Annotated in this window: 25 protein-coding genes; 18 read left to right on the top strand and 7 right to left on the bottom strand. The window is 47.4% G+C overall.

What is annotated here, in order from left to right; translation table 11 throughout:
- Positions 1-40 precede the first annotated feature (40 nt).
- Positions 41-604, top strand: coding sequence for a type 1 glutamine amidotransferase domain-containing protein (locus QWI17_RS21960; protein ID WP_302724679.1), 564 nt, complete (start codon positions 41-43; stop codon positions 602-604).
- A 53-nt stretch (positions 605-657) separates the two neighbouring features.
- Complete coding sequence (locus tag QWI17_RS21955; protein WP_302724678.1) at positions 658-816, top strand: YqaE/Pmp3 family membrane protein; 159 nt, start codon at positions 658-660, stop codon at positions 814-816.
- A 144-nt stretch (positions 817-960) separates the two neighbouring features.
- Here the strand turns inward: QWI17_RS21955 and QWI17_RS21950 are convergent, their stop codons facing one another.
- Positions 961-1353, bottom strand: a complete 393-nt coding sequence (locus QWI17_RS21950; protein WP_302724677.1) for a hypothetical protein — start codon at positions 1351-1353, stop codon at positions 961-963.
- Positions 1354-1360: 7 nt separating this feature from the next.
- Complete coding sequence (locus QWI17_RS21945; RefSeq protein ID WP_302724676.1) at positions 1361-1492, bottom strand: hypothetical protein; 132 nt, start codon at positions 1490-1492, stop codon at positions 1361-1363.
- 358 nt (positions 1493-1850) lie between these two features.
- On the opposite strand from QWI17_RS21945, the gene QWI17_RS21940 reads away from it, so the two are divergent.
- The 3 genes from QWI17_RS21940 (at position 1851) to QWI17_RS21930 (ending at position 4700) form a co-directional block, all read left to right on the top strand.
- Entirely contained in the window at positions 1851-2360 is a 510-nt protein-coding gene (locus tag QWI17_RS21940; protein WP_302724675.1) for a P-loop NTPase family protein, read from the top strand.
- Positions 2361-2412: 52 nt separating this feature from the next.
- Entirely contained in the window at positions 2413-3675 is a 1263-nt protein-coding gene (locus QWI17_RS21935) for a DUF2254 domain-containing protein (RefSeq protein WP_302724674.1), read from the top strand.
- A 158-nt stretch (positions 3676-3833) separates the two neighbouring features.
- Positions 3834-4700 carry a sugar phosphate isomerase/epimerase family protein gene (locus QWI17_RS21930; RefSeq protein WP_302724673.1) on the top strand — a complete coding sequence of 289 codons (867 nt, stop codon included), beginning with the start codon at positions 3834-3836 and terminating at the stop codon, positions 4698-4700.
- Between the two features lie 154 nt (positions 4701-4854).
- Here the strand turns inward: QWI17_RS21930 and QWI17_RS21925 are convergent, their stop codons facing one another.
- A complete protein-coding gene (locus tag QWI17_RS21925; protein WP_302724672.1) occupies positions 4855-5925 on the bottom strand; it encodes a CNNM domain-containing protein in 1071 nt (356 codons plus the stop codon).
- Positions 5926-6108: 183 nt separating this feature from the next.
- Between QWI17_RS21925 and QWI17_RS21920 the strand changes: the two genes are divergently transcribed.
- Entirely contained in the window at positions 6109-6510 is a 402-nt protein-coding gene (locus QWI17_RS21920) for a GFA family protein (RefSeq protein WP_302724671.1), read from the top strand.
- A gap of 209 nt (positions 6511-6719) precedes the next feature.
- Positions 6720-7388 (top strand): helix-turn-helix transcriptional regulator, encoded by a 669-nt coding sequence (locus QWI17_RS21915; RefSeq protein ID WP_302724670.1) that lies wholly within the window; start codon positions 6720-6722, stop codon positions 7386-7388.
- 197 nt (positions 7389-7585) lie between these two features.
- Here QWI17_RS21915 and QWI17_RS21910 read toward each other — a convergent pair whose 3' ends face one another.
- Positions 7586-8128, bottom strand: a complete 543-nt coding sequence (locus tag QWI17_RS21910; RefSeq protein ID WP_302724669.1) for a ferritin-like domain-containing protein — start codon at positions 8126-8128, stop codon at positions 7586-7588.
- Between the two features lie 60 nt (positions 8129-8188).
- On the bottom strand, positions 8189-8842 hold the full coding sequence (locus QWI17_RS21905) for a BON domain-containing protein (protein ID WP_302724668.1): 654 nt from the start codon (positions 8840-8842) through the stop codon (positions 8189-8191).
- A gap of 307 nt (positions 8843-9149) precedes the next feature.
- Between QWI17_RS21905 and QWI17_RS21900 the strand changes: the two genes are divergently transcribed.
- From QWI17_RS21900 to QWI17_RS21850, 11 genes are all read left to right on the top strand, one after another.
- The gene (locus tag QWI17_RS21900; RefSeq protein WP_302724667.1) at positions 9150-10241 is read left to right on the top strand and encodes an AI-2E family transporter; all 1092 of its coding nucleotides are present in this window, start codon (positions 9150-9152) and stop codon (positions 10239-10241) included.
- 128 nt (positions 10242-10369) lie between these two features.
- Positions 10370-10531 (top strand): DUF1328 domain-containing protein, encoded by a 162-nt coding sequence (locus QWI17_RS21895; RefSeq protein ID WP_302724666.1) that lies wholly within the window; start codon positions 10370-10372, stop codon positions 10529-10531.
- 36 nt (positions 10532-10567) lie between these two features.
- Positions 10568-10861 (top strand): hypothetical protein, encoded by a 294-nt coding sequence (locus QWI17_RS21890; protein ID WP_302724665.1) that lies wholly within the window; start codon positions 10568-10570, stop codon positions 10859-10861.
- Positions 10861-11352: a hypothetical protein gene (locus QWI17_RS21885; RefSeq protein WP_302724664.1), complete on the top strand. Its 492-nt coding sequence runs from the start codon at positions 10861-10863 to the stop codon at positions 11350-11352. The genes QWI17_RS21890 and QWI17_RS21885 overlap by 1 nt, the downstream gene beginning before the upstream one ends.
- A gap of 346 nt (positions 11353-11698) precedes the next feature.
- On the top strand, positions 11699-13021 hold the full coding sequence (locus QWI17_RS21880) for a sigma-54-dependent transcriptional regulator (protein WP_302724663.1): 1323 nt from the start codon (positions 11699-11701) through the stop codon (positions 13019-13021).
- 1 nt (position 13022) lies between these two features.
- Positions 13023-13241 (top strand): histidine kinase dimerization/phospho-acceptor domain-containing protein, encoded by a 219-nt coding sequence (locus QWI17_RS21875; RefSeq protein ID WP_302724662.1) that lies wholly within the window; start codon positions 13023-13025, stop codon positions 13239-13241.
- Complete coding sequence (locus QWI17_RS21870; protein WP_302724661.1) at positions 13238-14725, top strand: sensor histidine kinase; 1488 nt, start codon at positions 13238-13240, stop codon at positions 14723-14725. The genes QWI17_RS21875 and QWI17_RS21870 overlap by 4 nt, the downstream gene beginning before the upstream one ends.
- Before the next feature lie 2 nt (positions 14726-14727).
- On the top strand, positions 14728-15171 hold the full coding sequence (locus QWI17_RS21865; protein WP_302724660.1) for a response regulator: 444 nt from the start codon (positions 14728-14730) through the stop codon (positions 15169-15171).
- 5 nt (positions 15172-15176) lie between these two features.
- On the top strand, positions 15177-17102 hold the full coding sequence (locus tag QWI17_RS21860; RefSeq protein WP_302724659.1) for a response regulator: 1926 nt from the start codon (positions 15177-15179) through the stop codon (positions 17100-17102).
- 241 nt (positions 17103-17343) lie between these two features.
- Complete coding sequence (locus QWI17_RS21855) at positions 17344-17550, top strand: hypothetical protein (RefSeq protein WP_302724658.1); 207 nt, start codon at positions 17344-17346, stop codon at positions 17548-17550.
- A 145-nt stretch (positions 17551-17695) separates the two neighbouring features.
- Positions 17696-19120, top strand: coding sequence for a mechanosensitive ion channel family protein (locus tag QWI17_RS21850; RefSeq protein ID WP_302724657.1), 1425 nt, complete (start codon positions 17696-17698; stop codon positions 19118-19120).
- Between the two features lie 58 nt (positions 19121-19178).
- Here the strand turns inward: QWI17_RS21850 and QWI17_RS21845 are convergent, their stop codons facing one another.
- Together QWI17_RS21845 and QWI17_RS21840 are read right to left on the bottom strand one after the other, a co-directional pair.
- The gene (locus tag QWI17_RS21845; protein WP_302724656.1) at positions 19179-20057 is read right to left on the bottom strand and encodes a methylated-DNA--[protein]-cysteine S-methyltransferase; all 879 of its coding nucleotides are present in this window, start codon (positions 20055-20057) and stop codon (positions 19179-19181) included.
- 105 nt (positions 20058-20162) lie between these two features.
- Positions 20163-21341, bottom strand: a complete 1179-nt coding sequence (locus QWI17_RS21840) for a helix-turn-helix domain-containing protein (RefSeq protein WP_302724655.1) — start codon at positions 21339-21341, stop codon at positions 20163-20165.
- Between the last annotated feature and the right edge of the window lie 299 nt (positions 21342-21640).

Genomic DNA, 21640 nt, shown 5'->3' with positions numbered 1-21640 from the left:
AGTACAGGTAACATGTTTAGTAACGACTAGGAGGTTTTCTATGTCTACTTCGTTGAAAGGTAAAAATGTTGCCATCCTTGCAGCTGGTGGTTTTGAGGAGTCTGAGTTGTCATCGCCTAGAGAAGCGTTGGTGTCGGCCGAGGTAAATGTCGATATTGTGTCTCCCAATGGCTGGCAAATCACTGCCTGGGCAAAGACAAATTGGGGGCAAGAGTACACGGTAGATAAGACGCTTGAGGACGCCAATAGTGATGACTACGATATGCTTGTTTTACCCGGAGGTGTGTTTAACCCTGATTCGTTGCGCACTAATCCGATGGCGCTCGAGTTTACCAGGGATTTCTTCCAGCAGCGCAAGCCTGTGGCGGCCATATGTCATGCTCCCTGGCTATTAATCAGTGCTGGTGTTGTTCGAAATCGAAAAGTTACTTCCTACCCGTCGGTGAAAGACGACTTAGTCAATGCTGGGGCCCGGTGGTACGATCGCCCGGTTGTCGTAGACAGCGGCCTTGTGACGAGTCGTAGTCCCGAAGATTTGGAACAGTTCAACGCAAAAATTCTGGAGGAGCTTGGCGAAGGAAAGCACGAAGGGCAAGCTGCGTAATTTAACCTAAGCCTATAGCTTATCGCAGATTTTAAACAACAGAGGATACTGTAATGGATGCAATACGAGTTGTACTGTCAATCTTACTTCCACCCGTTGGCGTTTTTCTGCAGGTCGGTATAGGCCTGCAGTTCTGGTTGAACATACTGCTGACACTGTGTGGTTATATTCCGGGCATTGTTCACGCTGTCTGGATTATTGCGAAACGGTAGATTTTTCAGGCTATTGTGTTAATTTTCGGCCCTGTAGAAGGAGGGAAAAAATTGCCAGAATATTTAATTCTATTTCTGATGTTTTTCGGTAGCGTAATAACGCCACTTGCAGCGTGCGACGGCAAGTGACGTCTGTCGAACTTATTATCGGCGGGTAGGCTGGCTTGGTTCTTGTGGTGTCCAGCTAGGGTTCCCATCAAATTGCGTGACCGCACCTGGTGGTAAAGCCAGCTCACACTTAAAGCCCATATGCTGAGCAGAGTTAACGTTGTCATGATGGTAGATCAAGTATTCGAGTGCACCTGTTTCTTGATTGACTTCACCTACCGAAGGAATAGTAAGCTTTAGTGCTAATGTTTTGTTGCCGCTCAGGCGCAATTGGTTTGCCATATTCAAACAGCTTTCCGCTGCAACGGCGCGTGTTACTTCTATGTTGTGGTTCTGGCCTGAACTGTAGTATCCCAGTTTTGTGCGCAGTCGAATGTCCACTGTTTTCTGGGGGGGTGGTGCTGCCAATAAATCGGGCTTCGTAGTCACCGAGAACCTAGGGGCTGTAAGGGTTCATCACGCGCGCCTGCGAAATAACACTATCGAAGTCGCGAATATAAAAAGTGTCGTCGGCGGCAGCCGAAAGTGAAGCCAGAGTAAGTGCGGAAAAGGTTAAGTGCTTATACATGGTCGTTCTCCTAAGATTCAAAGTGGTGTTTCCTAGGTAGTCGAGGCCAACCTCTGGAAGGTTCAAATATAATTCGTTTATTTTCAAGGGATCTATCGGTAGTGTCTGCTAGCCGAGACTGGTACGTTGCCAAGTCACCCGCTGGGACGTGCCCGTACTGCAGACCAAGTTGACATCCCGTACGGTATGGGCAATGATTTGGCTATGACTCAATACTCAGAACGTAGAACCTCTAAAATTATTACCATCATCCCTTAGGGTTGGTGGGTTTTGATATGTATTGAGTATTTCAAACCCGCCCGAGAGGCGGGTTTTTCGTATTTGCTTCTTGGGTTTGACGAAACTATAGGAGTTCAATATGAAAAAGGTGGCAATATTTGGCAATGCGGGTGGAGGTAAGTCGACCCTTGCCAAAGCGCTGGCTGACGCTAAGGGGCTGCCGTTGCGCTCGCTTGACAAAATGAAGTACCAGAGCGGCGGGGCAGAGGTTCCCCATGCAGATTATCTCAAAAACCACTCAGACTTACTTAAGCAAGACAGGTGGGTAATTGACGGGTTTGGCTGCGTGGCATCGGCATGGGAGCGCTTTGCTGCGGCCGATACACTGATATATGTGGACCTTCCTATATGCCAGCATGGTTGGTGGATCACGAAGCGCCTGCTTAAAGGGTGGTATGTTAATCCTGAGGGATGGCCTGATGGTAGCCCCATTATTAAAGGCACCTTGAGTAGTTACAAAGTCCTTTGGATATGCCATAAAAAGCTGACGCCTAAGTACCGCCAAATGATATCTGAGGTTAAGTCAGTTAAAGAGGTATATCATTTAACATCCCGGCGCGATATTAAAGATTTTTTGCGGCGCCTGTGATAATTGACAGGCGTGGAAATGGAACCGTTAAACAATACAGGATAAAGCGCAGATGCTTACAAAGTTGGGCTGGAAGTTATTGCAATTAAGTCGCGCGCTATGGATGCGGACTTTAGCGTTCGCCATTTTAGCTGTATTGACCGCTTTGGTTGCGATTGCATTGAAAGGTGTAATACCCGCCTCATTCTCTGGTTTGATCGGCGCTGAAGCGGTCGACAAGATTCTTTCAATTCTTGCCTCTAGCATGCTGGCTGTAACGACTTTCTCCTTAAGCGTTATGGTATCTGCCCATAGTGCGGCGGCCAATAATCTAACGCCGCGGGCAACTCGCCTGATGATGGAGGATTCAACCACACAAAATGCACTGGCGACGTTTGTCGGTTCATTTGTATTCTCTCTGGTGGGAATTATTGCGCTCAGTAGTGGGCTCTATGGCGAGCAGGGGCGCATTGTTTTGTTTATCGTAACCATTGCTGTGGTGGTGCTCATTGTTGGCACCATACTGCTTTGGATTAATCATTTGGCCCGTTTAAGCCGCGTCAGCGAAATTGCGGAACAGGTAGAAGTGGCGGCCTGCTCCGCAATCGTGCGGCGCGGCAAGCACCCATGGCTCGATGCAAATCGGCTCGACCGATTAGCGGATGTTCCGAAGGGCGCTTACGCCATCACCGCCACAGAAATTGGCTATATACAGCATATTGACATACAGGCGTTGAACAGTTGGGCGAAGGAACACGAAGTAAAGCTCTATGTGGTTTGTCTGCCGGGCAGTTTTGTGCACGATCAGCGGCCAATACTTTACGCCAGTAAAAGTTGCAATCAGGAAGAATGCGCCAAACTACAAAACGCGATCACTATAGGTGATACACGCTCGTTTGATCAGGACCCGCGCTTTGGTTTGTTAGTCATGGCCGAAATTGCTTCGCGCGCTCTTTCACCGGGCATTAATGATCCCGGCACAGCTATTGAGATTCTTGGCCGTGGTGTTCGTCTTATTAGCAAGTGGCGCGTTACGCCGGATGACGTTAGTGATGTAGATGTTCCCTACCCCTATGTATGGGTTCCTCGTATCGATGTTAACGAACTTTTCGTGGATTTCTTTTCGCCCATTGCACGCGATGGTGCGGGCTTAATCGAAGTTCAGATTCGTGTACAAAAATCCCTTGCTGCCTTGAGCGTCTATGGCGATCAGTTTAACCAATCCGCTGGCGCCATGGCGAGAACAGCTATGGCAAGAGCCGAGCAATCTATGAGCTATGCGCCGGACATTGAAACCCTAAGAGAGGTTCACAGTAGGTTTTTTAGCCAGCCATAACGGCCTCAATTTGATCGAGTTGACGACAGTGCTCAATCGGTAATTCACTCATAATTTGTTAACAAGAGTAAATATATTGTCAAAGTTGAATTAACCATTTTGAAATTGGCGTATATTCGTTGTGCAAATAAAATTGTCAATCATTGTTCGAGGTAGCTATGAATAAAATAATAAACACAATTGTATGTGCCGCCATTTGTGCGGGGTCTCTCAGCAGCATGCCCGTCTTCGCTCATGAGTATGGCTTGCAGTTGTACAGCTTACGCCACCAAATGGAAGAGGATATGCCATTGGCATTTTCCCAGATTAGCGATTGGGGGCTGCACGCCGTTGAAGGTGGTAGCATGCTAAATGGTATGCCGTTGGATGAGTACAAGGCGGAACTTGCCAAAAATCAGCTAAAAATTGTCAGTGTTGATACAAACTATGCGGAGTTAAGGGATAACCCAATTGCGGCTGTCTACAAAGCCAAATATTTTTCGGCCGATTACGCTACTTTCTACTGGATTCCACATGGTGAAAATCGCCCATTTTCCATTGAGGATGCTAAAGAGGCAGTAGCAGTGTTAAATAGCGCAGGCAAATTGTTGGAGGAGAACGGTATTACGTTGCAATACCATGCTCACGGATACGAATTTTTGCCTTATCAAGATGGCACTGTATTTGATTATATGGTCCAACATACAAAACATGCGAAATTCCAGATGGATGTGTACTGGATTAAGCACGCTGGTGTAGAGCCGGTTGAGCTGTTACAGAAATACCCAGGAATTTTTACGTCTTTGCACCTTAAAGATCGTGAAAAAGGGACGCCAAACTCATCTACTGGGCACGCCGATGTCGAAACTAATGTCGTACTTGGTGCTGGTGATGTTGGGATTGCTAGTGCGGTAAAGGAGGCGAAGCTACAGGGTATTCACTATATGTTTCTGGAGGATGAATCTTCACGGGTTATGGAGCAAATTCCTCAGAGTATTGATTACCTAAAAGCCTTAGAAGCTGAAAATAAAGGCGTCTCTAACTAACACGCTGTTGAAAAACCTCATGCATGCTCAGCGTAGCCTGAAAGCCTGGGTGCGCTAGGGGTTTTTCAACGGCCTGCTAGTACAAATGCGTTTTTGTGCCTGCTGAAACCGACAGTTATGAGGCAATCAAAGATACATTTATTTGATTGCCTGCTTATTCGCTGGCGTTTTCTATATGCCCATTTTGTTGTTGTGCTCGGCGCGCTTGTCTTTGCCAGTGACGGCGTGCAAGCTCCTGCATATCTCGGGCCTTATCGCTCTCATCCACAATTTCCCGGCCCAGCAAGGTTTCAAGTACGTCTTCGAGCGTAATCACACCCTGAATGTCGCCAAATTCGGTGACGACTAAAATCATATGAGTTTTTTGTCGTAAAAACTCCTCGAGTGCTTGAGTTAGCGGCATGGCATCGAGAAGCGCCGGTAATTCGCGCTTATATTGACCAACTTTATGGTGTGTCTCCCCCCTTGCCTGAGCCAGAAGTAAATCGTTTAGAAGCACAACTCCGCTGATATTATCGCTTTCTCGTTCGTATATAGGGATACGGGAAAATGGCATGGTGTTGTGGCGACTAAAAGCTTCGCCGATCGTACTGTCGGCATCCTCGGTGAAAAGCACTGTGCGTGGCGTCATGGCCTCACGGATGGTGGTATGGCGTAGTGACAAAAGGTTCTTTACGACTTCGCTCTCGTTTTCGTCCAAATGCCCCTCGGCACTACTAATGTCGGCCGCTATCGCCAGCTCCTGTCGATTCAGGCCTGAGCCACTGCGCTCGCCGCGCGTTATCAGTTTAGTGAGTAATTCGGAAAGTCGAATAAAAGGCGATAACACTTTGATAAGGTAGTGCAAGCTATAAGCGGTAGCCGGTGCCAATGTACGCCAGTAGTAGGCACCCAGCGTCTTCGGGATGATTTCTGAAAGTACCAGAATGAGCAATGTGAGTATTGCCGAGAATAAGCCGAGATAGGCACTGCCAAATACTACAGTCGCTTGTGCGCCAGCGCCTGCGGCGCCTATGGTATGAGCAATTGTGTTGAGGGTGAGTATTGCTGCCAGGGGGCGTTCTACATCCCGGGTGAGTGAGGCCAGGAGACTTCCGGAGCGCTTGCCGCTTTGCTCCAGCAGTGATGAATAAGCCGAGGTCACACTTAAGAGAACAGCTTCAGCCACAGAACAGAGAAATGAAACCCCGAGCGCCAAGGTAATGTAAAGCAGTAACAATGTCATACTATTTAGCTCCGGCCGGTTACGTCACATAAGCCAGAGAGCGTAGCAGGCCCGATGCATGGGGGAAAGGTGCCGCCATTCAATTTGCTTTTGGAGGTTGCTGATGTGATCGCTTGCTAAGCTGATGGGCGGGCTCGAAAAGAGGCATATTCCCGAATACAAATCATTGTGAAAGAGGTATAAATGAAAGGCAGCTGTTTGTGTGGTGACGTTAAGTTTGTAATTACCGGCGATATACAAAGCTTTTATTTGTGCCACTGCATCTATTGTAAAAAGGGCAGTGGTTCGGCAGCGGCCGCTAATCTTTTCGTGGCAAGTGCGGATATACACTGGTTGGCGGGGGAGTCGCTACGGGTATTCTATCAGGTACCGAACAGTCTACATGTGCGTTGTTTCTGCTCGCAGTGTGGTTCGCCAGTCCCTATGGTACTGGATGAATCGGGTTTGGTGATGTTGCCTGCGGGCTGCCTGGATGACGATATTACAAAGGCTCCGGATGCGCATATTTTCATTAAGCGGGAAGCTCAATGGGAGCGACAGGCTGTGCACGCGAAGTGCTTTGCGGGTGAGCCCGACAGTTATTGAGTTTTACTTTATTTTGAGTGCGGAGACGGTAGGCTTTAGTAAGACCTTAAGCGCTTATTACGTAGGTATGCGTGTACCTTGTTTTTCAAGAAAAATAAAATAAAATCAGCTATTTAGGGCGTTGGCGTAAAGCTGGCGGGTGATTGGCGTAACGCAATTTATGCATCTTCGCTTAGCTTGGGGTAAATCAAGCGAACGGAGATCCGAACATGCAAGCGAAAGATATGAAAGTTAAATCCACAGTGGTTAAAAGGATGCGTGCCGAGCGTATGTGGTCGCAAGAGCAGTTGGCCGAGGCGGCGGGCCTTGGCTTGCGCACCGTACAAAGGCTGGAGGCCGCAGGCACAGGCTCACAAGAGACGGTGCGAGCATTGGCGGCAGTATTTGAAGTGCCAGCGGAATCTCTGGTGTGGCGTGCCGGTGGTTATCAGACTTATTGTCATCGGCAATGGGGGTTGGTGGTGCTCGTCATTTTACCCATGGTGCTGGCAATTATAATGGCTCTGCGCGATGCAGGCGCTGTGATACCGGGTGCTGTTCTTATCGCGCTAGGGCTGGTTTTTACGGGTGTGGGTATTGTCTTTAGTTCAATGACTATTGCGGTTAATGAACAGGAAATTGTCTGGTACTTTGGTCCAGGGTTAATAAGGAAGCGATTACCCCTGTCCGATATCGATGCTTGCCGCGCTGTTAAGAACCCGTGGTGGATGGGCATTGGCATTCATGCCTATGGTACAGGCTGGATTTATAATGTGTCTGGAATGCTTGGCGTGGAGCTAGCGCTGAGCAGTGGTGCCAGCGTTAGATTGGGAACTGATCAGCCTAAGTTTCTGGTTCAGGCTATCAATGACGCGAAAGACGCCGCCGCCAGCCAGTGACCTGGCAAGCTGTTGAAAGCCCCGCAGGGCGTGGCCTGAAACGCACATCTGCTGCGCCTTGCCTCTAGCAAAGGGAACCATCCTGTCCGTCGAGACAAGACACAACATCTGCACGCTTCAGGCTACGCTGAGCATGCATGGGGTTTTTCAGCAGCCTGCTAGCTCACAGTGGCCACTGGGCGCCTCGCGCGCGAGTGCTATTGAGCATCGATATGCTCTAAAAGCTCAACCAAATCGTCGGCATGCTCCTCCTCTTGAGCCAGCAGGTCCTCAAGAAGCCGGCGAGTGGTTGGGTCCTTATCGCCAATAAACTGGATCATTTCACGATAGCTGCTAATGGCTATACGCTCGGCGACCAGGTCTTCTTTTAGCATTTCGACGGTGTCGCCACCGCTGTGGTACTCGCTGTGTGCACGCTCAGTGAGAACAGCTGGGTTCATTTCAGGCTCTGCCCCGAGTTGTGAAATACGCTCGGCAAGTTTGTCGGCGTGTATTTGTTCCTCTTGTGCGTGCTCCAGAAACTCCGCGGCAGCATCGCGAGCACCGCGTCCGTTGGCTGTGTAATGGTGTACTTTGTAGCGCAACACGCAAATCAGTTCGGTTGCCAGCGCCTCGTTGAGCATTTTAACAATGACTTCTCTATCGCTGGTGTAGTCTTCTGTGACTGCGCCGCGCATCATGTGTTGCTTGGCTTGCTGTTTTCGGGTTTGTAGGTCGTGAATAAACGCTGTACTTTTCATACTAAAAATGTCTCCTGTTTCGCAATCAGTGGTGGCAGATAAACCGACGCAACGCGAGGTTTATGACTGAACCTGCAGCTGGTTATCGACCGAAGCAACGCCTTCGCGTTTTTTCACGATCGCTTCCACTAGCTCTTTCTCTGCCTCTGAATCTACTGTACCTTCCAGAGTGACTTCATCGCGGAAGGTGTCAACATTGATATCGAGACCACTGATGTTCGATGAACTTACCAGCTCTGTTTTAATGGCGGCGGTGGTACTTAGGTCCTCCACGTACTGAGCAAAGTCGCGACCTTCTTCTTTCGCTTCGGGTTTGATGTCGTCTACAACCTTGAGCTTGTTGTTGACTTCATCAATACCTTCAATGCCGAGCGCAATGTTGCTTGCAAGCTCGCGTTCGATAGCGCTGGAGACGTCGCCACTTAGCGTAGCAACGTTACCGTCGACTTTAAGGTCAATCTGGAAAGGGTTTAAGTGTTCATTCATGACGATAGCCGTTTCCAACTTTCCTTCTACCCAGCCGTCGCGGAATGCCACTTTTGTTGTGTCCCAGTTCTGTTCTGCATCCTGTTTGAACTCCGACCAATATTGTTCGGCTGTACGTTTCTTCTCGTACTGTTGCTCCTCCGCCAGTACCGAAGGAGCTGCCATTGAGGCCGTTACGAAGGCGGCCGATGTTGTTGCGAGTAACGTCTTTTTGGTTGGAAGCTTCATAGGGTTTCTCCTTAAATGTTAAAACCAATACGGTGGGTGCGTAGCTGGAATTGTGCCAACAATCATAGTTTCCGGTGTCGCGCGGCCTGTAGCGGATTTACCACTCAAAGATTGTGCTCAAAATAGCGATTATTCTGAAAATTTTTCAATTGGACTGTAAAAGCTATAAGTAGATTCAGCTATTGGGGCATAGCAAGTGCGTATTAGGTGGCGTTCATACTATTGGTATGAAAATCGCTTTCGACAAATGGATGTTCGGGTATCAAGCCTGAGGCACACTTTCTTTAACTCAAAAATGGATACATCAATGACCAGCAAAGTGAAGACGGCGTGGATTTCAACGGTAGATAGAAGTGACGCGCGCTATGCAATTAACGTTCTAATGTTTTTTGCCATTGTGTATACCGTATATTTCGCTAAATCCCTTCTTGTGCCGGTATTTGTCGCGGGTTTCGTCGCACTTTTCTGCAGTCCATTAGTAAAAGGCCTTCAGCTCGTAAAGGTGCCTAAACCCATAGGTTCGGTGTTGGTAATTGGCGCCCTACTCACCTTGGTAACCTATGTTATTAACTTGCTTGTGGAGCCGGCCAGTCGCTGGCTACAGACAGTTCCGTACATACTTCACCGCTTGAAATCCGAAGTAAATGGTGTGGCAGAGCCGCTGGCCGCTATCAGGGGTGGTGCAACGGCAGAAACTGATAGTGCTTCTGGCGCTATGGGGGGCGCCGTAGATGCCTCGGTAGATAGCCTCATTGCACTGCTCGCTGAGACGACTGTGATATTTGCGATACAGCTAGGTGCCATTGTTGTCATTACCTATTTCTTTTTATCCTTTGGTGAGGATCTGGTTAGAAATACGGTCAGCTTTCAGAAAACCATGTCTAAGAAGAAAACAATAGTCTCAGTATTTAGCGCAATTCAAAACGATGTGTCCCGGTATGTTCTAGTGATTTCACTCATTAACATTCTTTTAGGTATATGTACTGCGGCCGTTCTATACGCATTGGGCGTGCGCGATGCATTGTTGTGGGGAGCGCTGGCGACAATGCTAAATTTTGCGCCTTACATTGGACCTATGTTGTTAACGGTAATCTTGACAGGGGTTGGTTATATTGAGTTCTACAATATTCAGGAGGCTCTAATTGTGCCAGGTGCCTTTTTGATTCTCAATTTTCTTGAGTGCCAATTTATAACACCTACCTGCCTGGGGCAGCGCTTTAACGTTAATCCACTGTTTGTTGTGCTGTGGATGTTCTTCTGGGGTTGGCTGTGGGGTGCCGTAGGAATGTTGTTGGCTATTCCGTTGTTGATGTGCTGTCGAATACTCGCAGCGCAACTAAATCTACTAGGGGGCTGGGAGAGAGTTCTAAAGAGCCGCAACTCGGCGCGATCCTTGTAAGAGCGTAAACAATTTGCAGCTTATACAAAAAATTAGCGAATAATCTTCTCAGAACCGCTAAAAACAGCGCAATTAGAGATGGCACGAAGTTTGAAGGTATAACTGTGAACCCACTAAAGGAGAATGACATGCTAGGTTATGCAATTTTATTTTTCATAATAGCGTTAATCGCTGCTGTGCTTGGTTTTGGCGGTATTGCCGGTGCGGCCACAGGCATTGCACAAATCTTGTTCTTCGTGTTTCTAGTACTTTTTGTACTGTCGATCATTTTTGGGCGTCGTCGCCCATAAAAGGCTCAATTAATTTAACAGGAAAGGAGAAAACTTATGGCTACTCAAACGGCAAAAAAGTCGAATTCAGTATCCGATAATGCAGAAGTGGTAGAAGCGATCAATCAAATTAAAGAGGCGTCAAACAGTGTGTACCAGGCGTTTGGATCTTTGTCTGAGGCAGGAAAGGCTACGGCGCGCGAAGCACTTGACGAAGGCAGAGCGAAAGCGACTGACTACGGGCAAAAAGCGGAAAGTGTCGTCAGAGAGAAGCCTGTCGTTGCTGTCGGCGTGGCTTTTGCCGCTGGCTGGTTGGTGTCTCGTATGTTGAGCTCACGCAAGGGGTCATAATGACCACTGAACAGCAAGAGCAAGCTTCAGCCGAGCAGGGCGCGGCCGCAGAGGCTGCGCCTTTCGGCGGCGACTATGCGGTGATTGGCAAAACAGTTATTGCTTTACTGCAAGAGTTTTCTGCGATCGTAGGTTTGGAAGCACGTCAAACAGTTCACTCTGTTCCAAAGTTGATTGCGGCGTGGTTGTTGTCATTGCCTGTTTTAGTTTTTGCCTGGCTCGGGTTCTCCACTACTCTCGGTTGGCTCGCCTACTCATTGAGTCAGCAGGTGTTTGCGGCCATGGCCACTTTCACTGTAGTGCAAGTTATCTGTTTTGCAGTGTTACAGTGGTATTTGCGCAGAACCGCGTACTGGATGTCGTTCCCGCACACACGCGAAAACATACATTCATTCGTAGAAGGGGTTAATCGTGCGACTCAAGGCCCGCATCAAACAACGGCAGCGCCGCCTACAGCAGGCGAAGCTAGAGCTGAGTCAACAGCTCAGTGATCAGCAAGCTCAGGTGTCACCAAGAGCCGTAACTGTGACTCTGATATCTTGTGGATTTATCCTGGGAGTCTTGTGCTCTAAAGTGAGATTTACGACGCTTGTTCGTAGAGGGCTGCTACCAGTGGTTGGTAACGTTTCAATGTAATGCAAATAGCACAGTTATACGTTTCAGGGCTATAGGGCTAGGACAGCCTATACCCACTCAAACCCCTCTATATTCCAATTGTGCCCGGTCTGAGCTTGGTTTAGACTAATGCGCTCACATCGTGCACTGGTATACTTGGATGAATATCATTGCGATGAGTACATTCAGTCAACAACAATACATTAGAGGCGATAGAACCAAGTGGCGAATATACTGCTAGTGGATGACGATCAAACATTTGTGGACACTACCCGCGAATTGTTGGAGCTGCTTGGGCACTCGGTTGCAACTGCTACATCTTTTTCCTCTGCTAAAGAAATCATTAGTAGCCGAACCTTTGATCATCTTATACTCGATCTTATTCTGCCAGATGGCAGCGGCCTTCATTTACTTGATGCGATCGAAGATCAGAACGCCAGCAGCATTACGTTGGTTACCGGACACCCTTCTGTCAAAGCTTTGGTAAAAGATCTGCTGGGGCCGAATATTTCTTACCTGATCAAACCGATTGACTTAAAGCAATTAAAAGCGGCAATCAGTTCTACCCGGCGAACCAACGTTAAGTCTGACTCCAGTGATTTACACTTCGGTTGCCTGGTGGGTGAATCTAAACCCATGCACAGACTGTACGAGCAGATAAGGCGTGTTGCCAAAACGAAGGCAAACGTTATGTTGATGGGGGAAAGTGGTGTCGGTAAAGAAATGGTCGCTGCGGCGGTACACACGGCCAGCCAGGTAAAAGGTGAGTTGGTTGCTACAAACTGTGGTGCGTTTTCAGGTGAGTTAATCGCCAGTGAACTTTTTGGTCATGAAAAAGGCGCATTTACCGGCGCCATACAGCGCAAGGAGGGGGTGTTTGAGCAGGCGATTGGCGGCACGTTATTTCTCGATGAAGTGACGGAAATGCCCATTGATCAACAGCCCAGCTTATTAAGAGTGTTAGAAACTCAAAAGCTGACACGTACGGGCGGAACAACATTGATAAATGTAGACTGTCGGGTTGTGTCCGCAACGAATCGTAGCGAAGCTCAGTTAGCCAAAGAAAAGTGCTTGCGCGAAGACCTTTACTACCGGCTCGCTGTGTTCCCTATATCGATTCCCCCGTTGAGGCAGCGCAAAGAAGATATACCACTGTTGGTGGCTTATTTTCTTAAAGACTTTAACGAGGAGTACGGAGCCAATATAGGTGTGAGTGATGAGGCGATGGATAGACTCTCAAAATATGACTGGCCGGGTAATGTGCGCGAGCTACGTCACGCCATTCACCGGGCCTACATTATGGCTGATGATGAGCAAGAATTGATTGTATTACCTGACGATTTTTCATCGCCTTTTTCCCAGGGCGGAAGCGAAGCGTCGCCGGGAATTGCTGTGGGTAAAACAGTAGAGGATGTGGAGCGCGAGCTAATACAGTCTACATTAAGTCACTATGACGGGGACAAAAAAACAACCGCAGACGTCTTGGGTGTGAGTCTAAAAACTTTATATAACCGCTTGAACAGCTACGCGGAAGAACAGGTTTAGAATGACAGATGATCTTAGAAAGATAGTTCATGATGCGAGAAATCCACTGAATAATATTTCGGTCAACGCTGAGCTGGGAAAACTGTCACTTGAAAGTTTAGATGATAAGGCGAGAGCTATCGAAGTGTTAGATACAATTGTACGTGAGTGTAAGAGGTGTAGCGATGTACTTGACACACTGACCGAAGCTATTGCTCAATCTGAACAGGAGGAGAGGTGACTCAGGCATACTCTAGCGTATCCAGAATCACTGGCCGTACTTGGGGCTATGTTCTCATTCTTGTCGTAATATTTTTTTTGGGCAGTATGGGGTCCGCCTATCGCTCGATTGGTCTAATGCACGAAAATAATTTAAGTGTTGGCAATACCCTTCGGGTAATGGGCATTATTCGAGACTTAAAAATGGCGCTAGTCAGCGCAGAGTCGGGCAAGCGCGGTTACCTTTTGACGGAAGATGGGCAGTATCTTGCACCCTATCACGCTGCTATGGAGGATATTGACAGGCTAGTATTGGCCTTAGGGGATTCTCATACCGAAATTGATCAGCAGCAGGAGCGTTTTCAGGAGTTGGATTCGCTCATTGCCCAAAAGGTCGATCGTATGCAGGAAAAGGTGCAGTTGGTGCACCTGGGGCGTAGAGCCGAGGCTGTCGCATCTTTGAAGCAAGATGTTGGCGTCGACCTAATGCGTAAAGTTGACCGATTATTTACAGATATGGAAGCCGATGAGACGGCATTGCTGGAGCGCAATCGTGAAATTGCTAATCGCGATAGAGAGTCGATTCTTATCGTATTATTGGCAACTAACGGCGTAGGGCTGTTGCTGGCAATTGCAATTTTTATATACGGCTATCGACACGCCAGAAAACTGCATGGCCTTTATAGACAAATAGAAAGTGCCAATGATGAGTTAGAACAAAAGGTTGCTGACAGAACATTTGCTTTACAGCAATACTCTGAAGAGCTACAGCGCAGTAATAGAGAGTTGGAAGAATTTGCGTTTATTGCGTCTCACGACCTGCAAGAACCACTGCGCAAGATCCGCGCATTCGGTGATCGCCTTAAGCAGAAATACAGTGACGCACTTGACGAGCGTGGTGCCGACTATATTGACAGAATGCATGCCGCCTCGGCGAGAATGTCGCAACTTATCGACGACCTTTTGAGCTTTTCCAGGGTCACGACACGTCAAGAACCCTTTGAAAAGGTTGATCTCAATCAGGTGGTGTCAGATGCGCTGGAAGATCTGGAGTATGCCATCGACGATTCTCATGCGAAAGTGACGGTGGGAGAATTGCCAACATTAGCGGCTGATGCCTCACAGTTACGCCAGGTATTCATGAATTTACTGAGTAACAGTATTAAGTTTCGCAAGCCTGATATCACTCCCGAGATTTCAATAACTTGTGAGTTGACAGAACATGCAGACGCAGAAGATGAGTACAATGGCCAATGGTGGAGTATTGCTGTTGTTGATAATGGCATCGGTTTCGAAGATCAGTATTCTGATAAGGTCTTTAACCTGTTTCAGAGGCTGCATGGTCGAGGTGAGTACAAGGGTACTGGTATTGGTCTAGCGCTATGCCGCAAAATAGTCGAACGCCATAATGGTACGATTATAGCGATTAGTGAACCAGGTCAGGGAACTGAGTTCAGATTCAGCCTGCCTACTAAACAGTTAAATTTGGATTACTTAGAGGAATAAGCGTGAGCACAGAAAAAAAACCTTTAGTGATTTTGATGGCTGACGACGATGAAGACGACCGATTGCTAACGGCCGAAGCTTTAGTCGAAAGCCGGGTGCTCAATGAGCTTCATTTTGTTGAGGATGGCGTACAGTTACTGAACTATTTGCGAGGCGAGGGTCAGTACTCTGACCGCGCTAAGTATCCGCTTCCAGGGTTGATTCTGCTTGATTTGAATATGCCCAAAATGGATGGCCGGGAAGCACTTGCTCAACTTAAGCAAGACCCTGTTCTAAAGCGCACCCCTGTAGTAATTCTCACGACGTCCAAAGCGGAAGAGGATATGTTGCGTGGCTATGACCTGGGTGCTGCCTCGTACATTACTAAACCGGTGACATTTGACGTATTAGTCGAGCTGATGCGGACTTTGGGCCGATATTGGGTGGAATTCGTAGAGTTGCCTTAATATTTATGGAAAAAATAAAGCTACTCATTGTTGACGACGACGAGGATGATTTTCTTCTTACGCGTGATCTGCTGGAGGATATTTCCTCGGGAACCTATCGAATTGAGTGGGCTTCTAGTTTTGAGAACGGCTATAAGCAACTTGCATTAGATCAACACGATTTGTGCTTAATGGACTACCAGTTAGGTGCCCGCAATGGTATTGAACTTCTGCGAGAAGCAATTAACTGTGGATTTTCCGGGCCGGTTATTTTGCTTACAGGAATGCATCAAAGTGATGTGGACATGGAGGCGCTGGAAGCCGGTGCCGTCGACTATTTGGTTAAAGCACATCTTTCTTCGGAGCAACTAGCCCGATCTATTCGCTACGCATTGTCGCGGCGAGAGATGGAAAAAGAGCGAGTTGAGCGTCTGAAGGCAGAATCTGAAAACCGATCAAAAAGCGAGTTTCTGGCCCATTTAAGTCACGAATTGCGCACGCCACTTTCTGCCATTCTAGGTTTTACCGAACTGTTGATGAATAAGGCGGGTGATGCTGAATCTCAAGGGCATCTGCGGGTGGTGCATAGAAACGGTAAGCACTTGCTAGGCCTACTCAACGATATCCTTGATCTATCGAAAATTGAGGCGGGTAAGCTCGAGCTAGAAAATAAAGACGTATATCTTTCGTCATTTCTCACTGACATTTACTTTCTAATGCATGGGGCTGCGGTTGATAAATCGCTCGACCTTAAAGTTGAATGTATCGGATCCATTCCCAGAAAAATACAAACAGACCCCACACGGTTGCGTCAGGTTCTGCTTAATTTACTTGGCAATGCTATTAAGTTTACCGACGTGGGCGAGGTATGCTTAACCGTTGAAGCGTTGTCTTCGGAAAGTGTGGGCCGTTTGCAGTTCAGCGTAAAAGATACCGGTATTGGTATTAAGCCCGAGGTTGCTAAGGATATTTTTCAGCCATTCGTCCAAGCTAAAGATTCTTATGCTGAGCCACGCTCAGGTACGGGGTTGGGGCTTGCCATCAGTCAACAGCTTGCGCGCCGCCTGGGCGGCGTTATTGAGCTATTGAGTATTCCAGGTAAGGGGAGCGAATTTACCTTTTGTATTGAATTCGACAAGGCCAGCCTCAAAGAGATGATACCTTTTTCTTTTGAGTACGCGGGAGAAAAATTTGAACCTGTAGATTTTCCGAAATTACAGGGGCGGGTTCTGGTTGTCGATGACCTACCTGATATACGTAATCTGGTGGGGCATTTCGTCAAGCAGTGTGGAATAGATGTGGTTTACGCAAAGAATGGCGAAGATGCCGTTCGCGTATTGCAAGCCAGTGTGCAAGAAGCGGGAGAGCCGATAGATTTAGTGCTCATGGATATTCATATGCCAGTGATGGATGGCCATCAGGCGGCACAAAAAATGCGAAGTATGGGGTTTGAGCAGCCCGTTATTGCTTTAACCGCGGCACACATGAAGGGCGATATGGATAAATGCCTGACATCGGGATTTTCCGCTTACATTAGTAAACCGGTAGATCGCGTTCAGTTACATGGCATGCTAGCTAAGCACTTGGCCAGAGAGTTATCACCGGTAACCGCTGTACAACAGAAAACTATACTGGTCGTTGATGATGATAGAGACGCGCTCCAGGCTACGGCTAGCTTGTTGGAGCTCATTGGGTGGCAGGTATATTGTGCGCAGACCGGTGAATCCGCTGTCCATTGCGCTAATCTCTATAGACCAGATGTAGTGCTAACGGATCTACATCTACCCGATATTGATGGCATGCAGGTGGCCCGTAATATTAGCGATTCTCAACCCGAGGCGCACATTGTGTTATTGAGTGGCCAGAGTGTGAATGAGGAAGAGCTGCGCGCCGCCGGAATCGCAACAAGTATATTAAAGCCTGTCAGTATCGACGCTCTTAAGTCTCTATAGAAGTTCTTCTGTAATTTTTTCAATTTTTGTATCTTATTTTTCACTGTCATCAAGCTTATATTGTGGCAATGGGCTCTAAGAGTCGTTGTCAGAGATGTCACGTTTCAAAAAAACCTTTATAAACAGTGTGTTAGGTTTTGTTTTGGCAGCCATTAGCGCAAGTGTTGCCCTAATCATAAGATTGGCACGATTTGAGCTACTACCCCTGTGTAGCGAAAACAATTGAAACTCAGGAGGACGCATGGAAATTTTTAAACGTATTGCTTTATTACTGGTTATTGCCCTGCCACTGGCCGCTTGTGACACCAACGACGGTGGTGCTGAGCAGCTAGGCGAGAAACTGGATGAGGCCGCCGAATCAACCCGCGATGCGGTGGATGATGCAGCTGACACTGTTACGGATACGGCTGAAGATGCCTGTGAGGAAGTGTCTGACGAAAACTGTTAGGTTGCAGGTCGTTTAAGCTTTCAGTTATAGATATTGCTGAGCATTGAGCCCCGGATCATCTTGATGAGAGATGATCCGGGGCTTTGTTTGTAATCCGTATACGTTATAGTAATGTGCTCTTGATAAAGCTTGAGGGTTAGTCGAAATGAGTTGTCCCCGGTTGGTAGTAAGCGTTTTTCTTCTGGTGTTTTCCGCTGTCTGTTGGTCTCAAATTTCTGTAGATCTAGTCGCGGGCGAGCAGTCGTCTTCGCAAAGCAGTAGCGCTCCGTCTGAATGTTCTGGGGACGGGTGTGAGAATGAAGAGTCGAATTCGTCAAAACCTCCGATCGATCTGAAAGTAGAGGGTATGGTTGATGTGGATAAGCTTGCGTCATCCTGGGAAACCCAAGTCAGTGCGTGGATGAGCGAGCTGGGTTTTACTGCCGGCTGGTCGGCAAAGGCGGCAGCCACCGCGATTACCGTATTCGTCGCGCTGTTATTGATGTGGCTAATCGCCAACGGTTCTAAAAAAGCCTACCGGAAAATAGTCAGTATTGACAAAAAACTTAAATTCAATAAAAAACGATTGAAAATATATAGAAACATTGTTTCAACTGTTCTACAAGTAATTACAGTATTACTCGTTACGCTAACCATACTTGTTATTTGGTTTGGTGCTGGCGCTGATCTGTCGGTAGCGGAAAAAGTCACAAACTGGTTGGCCAGCTCAGTTCACTTTGCAATGGCGTTAGTAATACTGGTGGTTTTATTCGAGGTCATATCTGCTCTAATTGAAAGTTACTTTATAAGAGTGTCGGCAAGAGGAAGCGCCCGTTTAGATACCGTTATGCCTATTGTGCGCAGTATTGTCTATGGGATTATGCTATTGCTTTTCGCCATAACTCTGATTTCCCAGTTGGGTATTAATGTTACACCTATATTGGCCAGTGCCGGCGTATTTGGTATCGCTATTGGGTTTGCTGCACAAGCTCTAATTAAGGATGTTCTGAATGGGTTTATTATCCTCATGGAAGACTTGTTAGGCATTGGTGACGTTGTGACAGTCGGCGAAAGAACAGGGATTGTCGAAAAAATCACCCTGCGCAAAATTCAGTTGCGGGACTTAGATGGCTGTGTCTATACCGTGCCATGTAATGAAATTTCGGTCGTTAAAAATTTTACCAAGATATTCAGCTATTACTTGTTCGATATCGGTGTGGCGTACCGTGAAAGTACCGATGAAGTGTGTGAAATATTGCATCAGATTAGCAAAGAGATGATGGAAGATGAACAATATAGTGATGATATTCTCGAACCCCTGGAAATACTTGGGGTAGATTCCTTCGCCGACAGTGCCGTTATGATTAAGGCGCGTATTAAGACCAAACCTATTCGACAATGGAAGGTGGGGCGAGAATTTAATCGGCGTATGAAGTATGCCTTTGATAAGCACAATATTGAAATTCCGTTTCCGCATCAAACCCTGTATTTTGGCGAGAGTAAAAACGGGGAGGCGCCCGCTGCGAAGGTATTGGTCAATCGCGAACTTGAAAATGCTGACCACAAATCTGAAAGTGCACCCACTCACTAGCAGGCTGTTGAAAAACCCCTTACGTACTCAGACTATCAGCCTGCTAGCGCGGTCGTAGTTATTTAATGGTATCAAATGAGTTGTTGTTTAGTTGGGCCGCTTCACGTCCAATGAGCGCCGCTTTTCGGTCTTCACCCCAGCGGTAGCCGCCCAGACAGCCGCTGGCTTGGATCACTCTGTGGCACGGTATCAAAATGGCGATGGGGTTTTTACCAATAGCACCGCCGACTGCCCGTGCTGCATTGGGCTGGCCATTAGCAGTGGCCAGTTGGCCATAGGTGGTTAGCCTACCTGGAGGAATTTTCAATAAACTCTTCCAGACCTGAAGTTGAAAGTCTGTCCCTTTAAGATGAATATGCAGCCTATCGGCAGATGCGAAGGTGTGCTGGAAGAAACTCTCGACGCGAGCTAAATGGGTTGATTTGGAGGCAACGCACTGGGCTTTGGGGTAATCATATCTAAGTTGTCGAAGTGCAGCCTCTCTGTTTTGTGAGAACTGTAGGTGGCAAATACCTTGTTCCGTTGCCGCCGCCAGAAGCTCGCCAAACTCCGTCGCTATAAATTGGTAATTAAGGGATAGTTTTTCCCCTCCATTACGCCACTGCCCGGGTGTCATTGACTCTATGTTAATAAACAAGTCATGTAATCGGCCAGTTCCTGAAAGCCCGGTTGAGTAGGCGGCATCCTCCAGGCCGACAAAGTCGTCTGTCAATATAGACTTGGCGTGCTCAATACTCAGGTACTGGGAAAATTTTTTGGGGCTAACCCCTGCCCATTGACTGAAAACTCTCTGCAAATGGTCTGGGCTCAGATTTACGTGCGCAGCGATAGCGGCCAACGATGGCTGATCCTGATAATGGCTGCGAATATAGTGTATTGCCTGTGCAATGACGTGGTATTGGCCATTTCTGCTGTCTGAGGTACTTTGCTTGGTCATCGCATAAAATACTCATTGCGGGCTTGCTATCATGCGCCGATGTCCGTTTGGTTATAAAGCACTGTAATGGCAAACCCAAGTGATGGCCACCCGATTCTTGCGCTATTAAGGGAAGTTACCGGAGACGCGTTGCGCTGGCCTCTTGCTAGGGCTGTTAGCTTGGCGCCGATACTGTGTCGGCGTAATGCCTTCAAAGCGTTTGAAAAATCGCTGAAACGCCGATTGGCTATTAAAACCGGATGCTAAAGCGATATCCAAAACGGTGCTTGTACGATTTTCACTCAATCGCTTTTTTACCTCTTGCACGCGGTAGTAGTTGATGATCTCAAAAAAGTTCTTTTCGTAGTGCTTATTAATAAGCGTGGACGCCTCCCTAGGCTTTACCCCACAATGTTCTGAGAAGCGCTCCAGATTAATATGAGGCTCAAGGTGAAGTGAATCAACGTCAATGGCATGGCGTATTGCTGCCAGTTTTTCTTCGCTGTTCTCTACAATACTTGAGTCGCGTTTGTGATCGGAAATGTCAGGAAGTATCAGTGCTTTGCGGCCGCTCCACAAAGTGAATCCAAAAAGCACATTAATCAAGGCTGCCGTTACATAATCGCTAATTTTTCCCATCTGCTGATTGACTTCCGGGCCAACATAGCCCGAAAGCCAATACGCAACAAACGCCCAAAGCCAGTGTAAGGAGAAGCCACCCAGAATAATTTCCGCCCAGCGTAGCTCCCAAAAAGGTATGTTTGAGTAGCGATCTTGCAGCTGTTTGCGCAGTCGATACTCTGCTGTACAGCACAGTACGGTATAAGCTAAAGGAAGGCACTTAAACCCAGCCCATATAAACAAAATAAGGTTGTGTTTGTAGTTGGCGATATGAGGCCAATTGTGCGGGAGCCAATCGAAAAGCGTTAGATCAAAGACCAGTATAATAACGACAGACATCACTGCTGGAGAAAAGTGAAGTGCCACTGCCGCCGAATAAAAGTTAACGTGCTTGGTCAGTGACTGCATATAGAAATACAGCAAAGGGCCCTGAGCCAGTAGCCCAAACGATAATATCGCAATAAGTAGGCTGGAGTACAGAGCGCTGGTTTGCTGTACGGCGGAGCTCCAGACCAGCAATGTTGCCAAAAGTATGGATGCTATTAAGGTTAAAAGCCCGGCGAGCAAACAGTGGGATTGAGGCCGTTTCTTAGGTATTACAATAATACCCAATGCAAGTAGTAGGGACTCGGTAACAGTAATCAGTAGAATGACTTCATGTAAATTGAACAGCGTTTGTTGCATTATTATTGGTCTTGTTAGCGCTCAAGCCATGCTTGAGCTAATGCCCGTATCAATGTGCAGGGTGCAATAGTGGCAGTATATAAAAAATAAGATAAATGGCAATCATGTTGACTAAATGTAACCGAGTGTCACCTAAGTAATCTTCAGCAACGCTATAACGAGTACATTTCACATGTATTTGTATTCGTCTCACGTATGTTACGAAAATAGCCATAGGCCGTTACGTTTTTGCCCAGTGTTACTGCCCACTTTCAGTATTTCCTGCCCAACTTAACTTCTTAGGCAAAGTGGGTAGTTGT

It is taken from the genome of Gilvimarinus gilvus (assembly GCF_030518155.1).
Classification (GTDB): Bacteria; Pseudomonadota; Gammaproteobacteria; order Pseudomonadales; family Cellvibrionaceae; genus Gilvimarinus; species Gilvimarinus gilvus.
This window is presented reverse-complemented; position numbering and strand designations above follow the sequence as displayed.

What these genes read in the sequence shown, in the direction of transcription:
- QWI17_RS21960 (WP_302724679.1), top strand. Translation starts at nt 41, where the DNA reads ATGTCTACTTCGTTGAAAGGTAAAAATGTTGCCATCCTTGCAGCTGGT.
- QWI17_RS21955 (WP_302724678.1), top strand. Translation starts at nt 658, where the DNA reads ATGGATGCAATACGAGTTGTACTGTCAATCTTACTTCCACCCGTTGGC.
- QWI17_RS21945 (WP_302724676.1), bottom strand. Translation starts at nt 1,492, where the DNA reads ATGTATAAGCACTTAACCTTTTCCGCACTTACTCTGGCTTCACTTTCG.
- QWI17_RS21940 (WP_302724675.1), top strand. Translation starts at nt 1,851, where the DNA reads ATGAAAAAGGTGGCAATATTTGGCAATGCGGGTGGAGGTAAGTCGACC.
- QWI17_RS21935 (WP_302724674.1), top strand. Translation starts at nt 2,413, where the DNA reads ATGCTTACAAAGTTGGGCTGGAAGTTATTGCAATTAAGTCGCGCGCTA.
- QWI17_RS21930 (WP_302724673.1), top strand. Translation starts at nt 3,834, where the DNA reads ATGAATAAAATAATAAACACAATTGTATGTGCCGCCATTTGTGCGGGG.
- QWI17_RS21925 (WP_302724672.1), bottom strand. Translation starts at nt 5,925, where the DNA reads ATGACATTGTTACTGCTTTACATTACCTTGGCGCTCGGGGTTTCATTT.
- QWI17_RS21920 (WP_302724671.1), top strand. Translation starts at nt 6,109, where the DNA reads ATGAAAGGCAGCTGTTTGTGTGGTGACGTTAAGTTTGTAATTACCGGC.
- QWI17_RS21915 (WP_302724670.1), top strand. Translation starts at nt 6,720, where the DNA reads ATGCAAGCGAAAGATATGAAAGTTAAATCCACAGTGGTTAAAAGGATG.
- QWI17_RS21910 (WP_302724669.1), bottom strand. Translation starts at nt 8,128, where the DNA reads ATGAAAAGTACAGCGTTTATTCACGACCTACAAACCCGAAAACAGCAA.
- QWI17_RS21905 (WP_302724668.1), bottom strand. Translation starts at nt 8,842, where the DNA reads ATGAAGCTTCCAACCAAAAAGACGTTACTCGCAACAACATCGGCCGCC.
- QWI17_RS21900 (WP_302724667.1), top strand. Translation starts at nt 9,150, where the DNA reads ATGACCAGCAAAGTGAAGACGGCGTGGATTTCAACGGTAGATAGAAGT.
- QWI17_RS21895 (WP_302724666.1), top strand. Translation starts at nt 10,370, where the DNA reads ATGCTAGGTTATGCAATTTTATTTTTCATAATAGCGTTAATCGCTGCT.
- QWI17_RS21890 (WP_302724665.1), top strand. Translation starts at nt 10,568, where the DNA reads ATGGCTACTCAAACGGCAAAAAAGTCGAATTCAGTATCCGATAATGCA.
- QWI17_RS21885 (WP_302724664.1), top strand. Translation starts at nt 10,861, where the DNA reads ATGACCACTGAACAGCAAGAGCAAGCTTCAGCCGAGCAGGGCGCGGCC.
- QWI17_RS21875 (WP_302724662.1), top strand. Translation starts at nt 13,023, where the DNA reads ATGACAGATGATCTTAGAAAGATAGTTCATGATGCGAGAAATCCACTG.
- QWI17_RS21860 (WP_302724659.1), top strand. Translation starts at nt 15,177, where the DNA reads ATGGAAAAAATAAAGCTACTCATTGTTGACGACGACGAGGATGATTTT.
- QWI17_RS21855 (WP_302724658.1), top strand. Translation starts at nt 17,344, where the DNA reads ATGGAAATTTTTAAACGTATTGCTTTATTACTGGTTATTGCCCTGCCA.
- QWI17_RS21850 (WP_302724657.1), top strand. Translation starts at nt 17,696, where the DNA reads ATGAGTTGTCCCCGGTTGGTAGTAAGCGTTTTTCTTCTGGTGTTTTCC.
- QWI17_RS21845 (WP_302724656.1), bottom strand. Translation starts at nt 20,057, where the DNA reads ATGACCAAGCAAAGTACCTCAGACAGCAGAAATGGCCAATACCACGTC.
- QWI17_RS21840 (WP_302724655.1), bottom strand. Translation starts at nt 21,341, where the DNA reads ATGCAACAAACGCTGTTCAATTTACATGAAGTCATTCTACTGATTACT.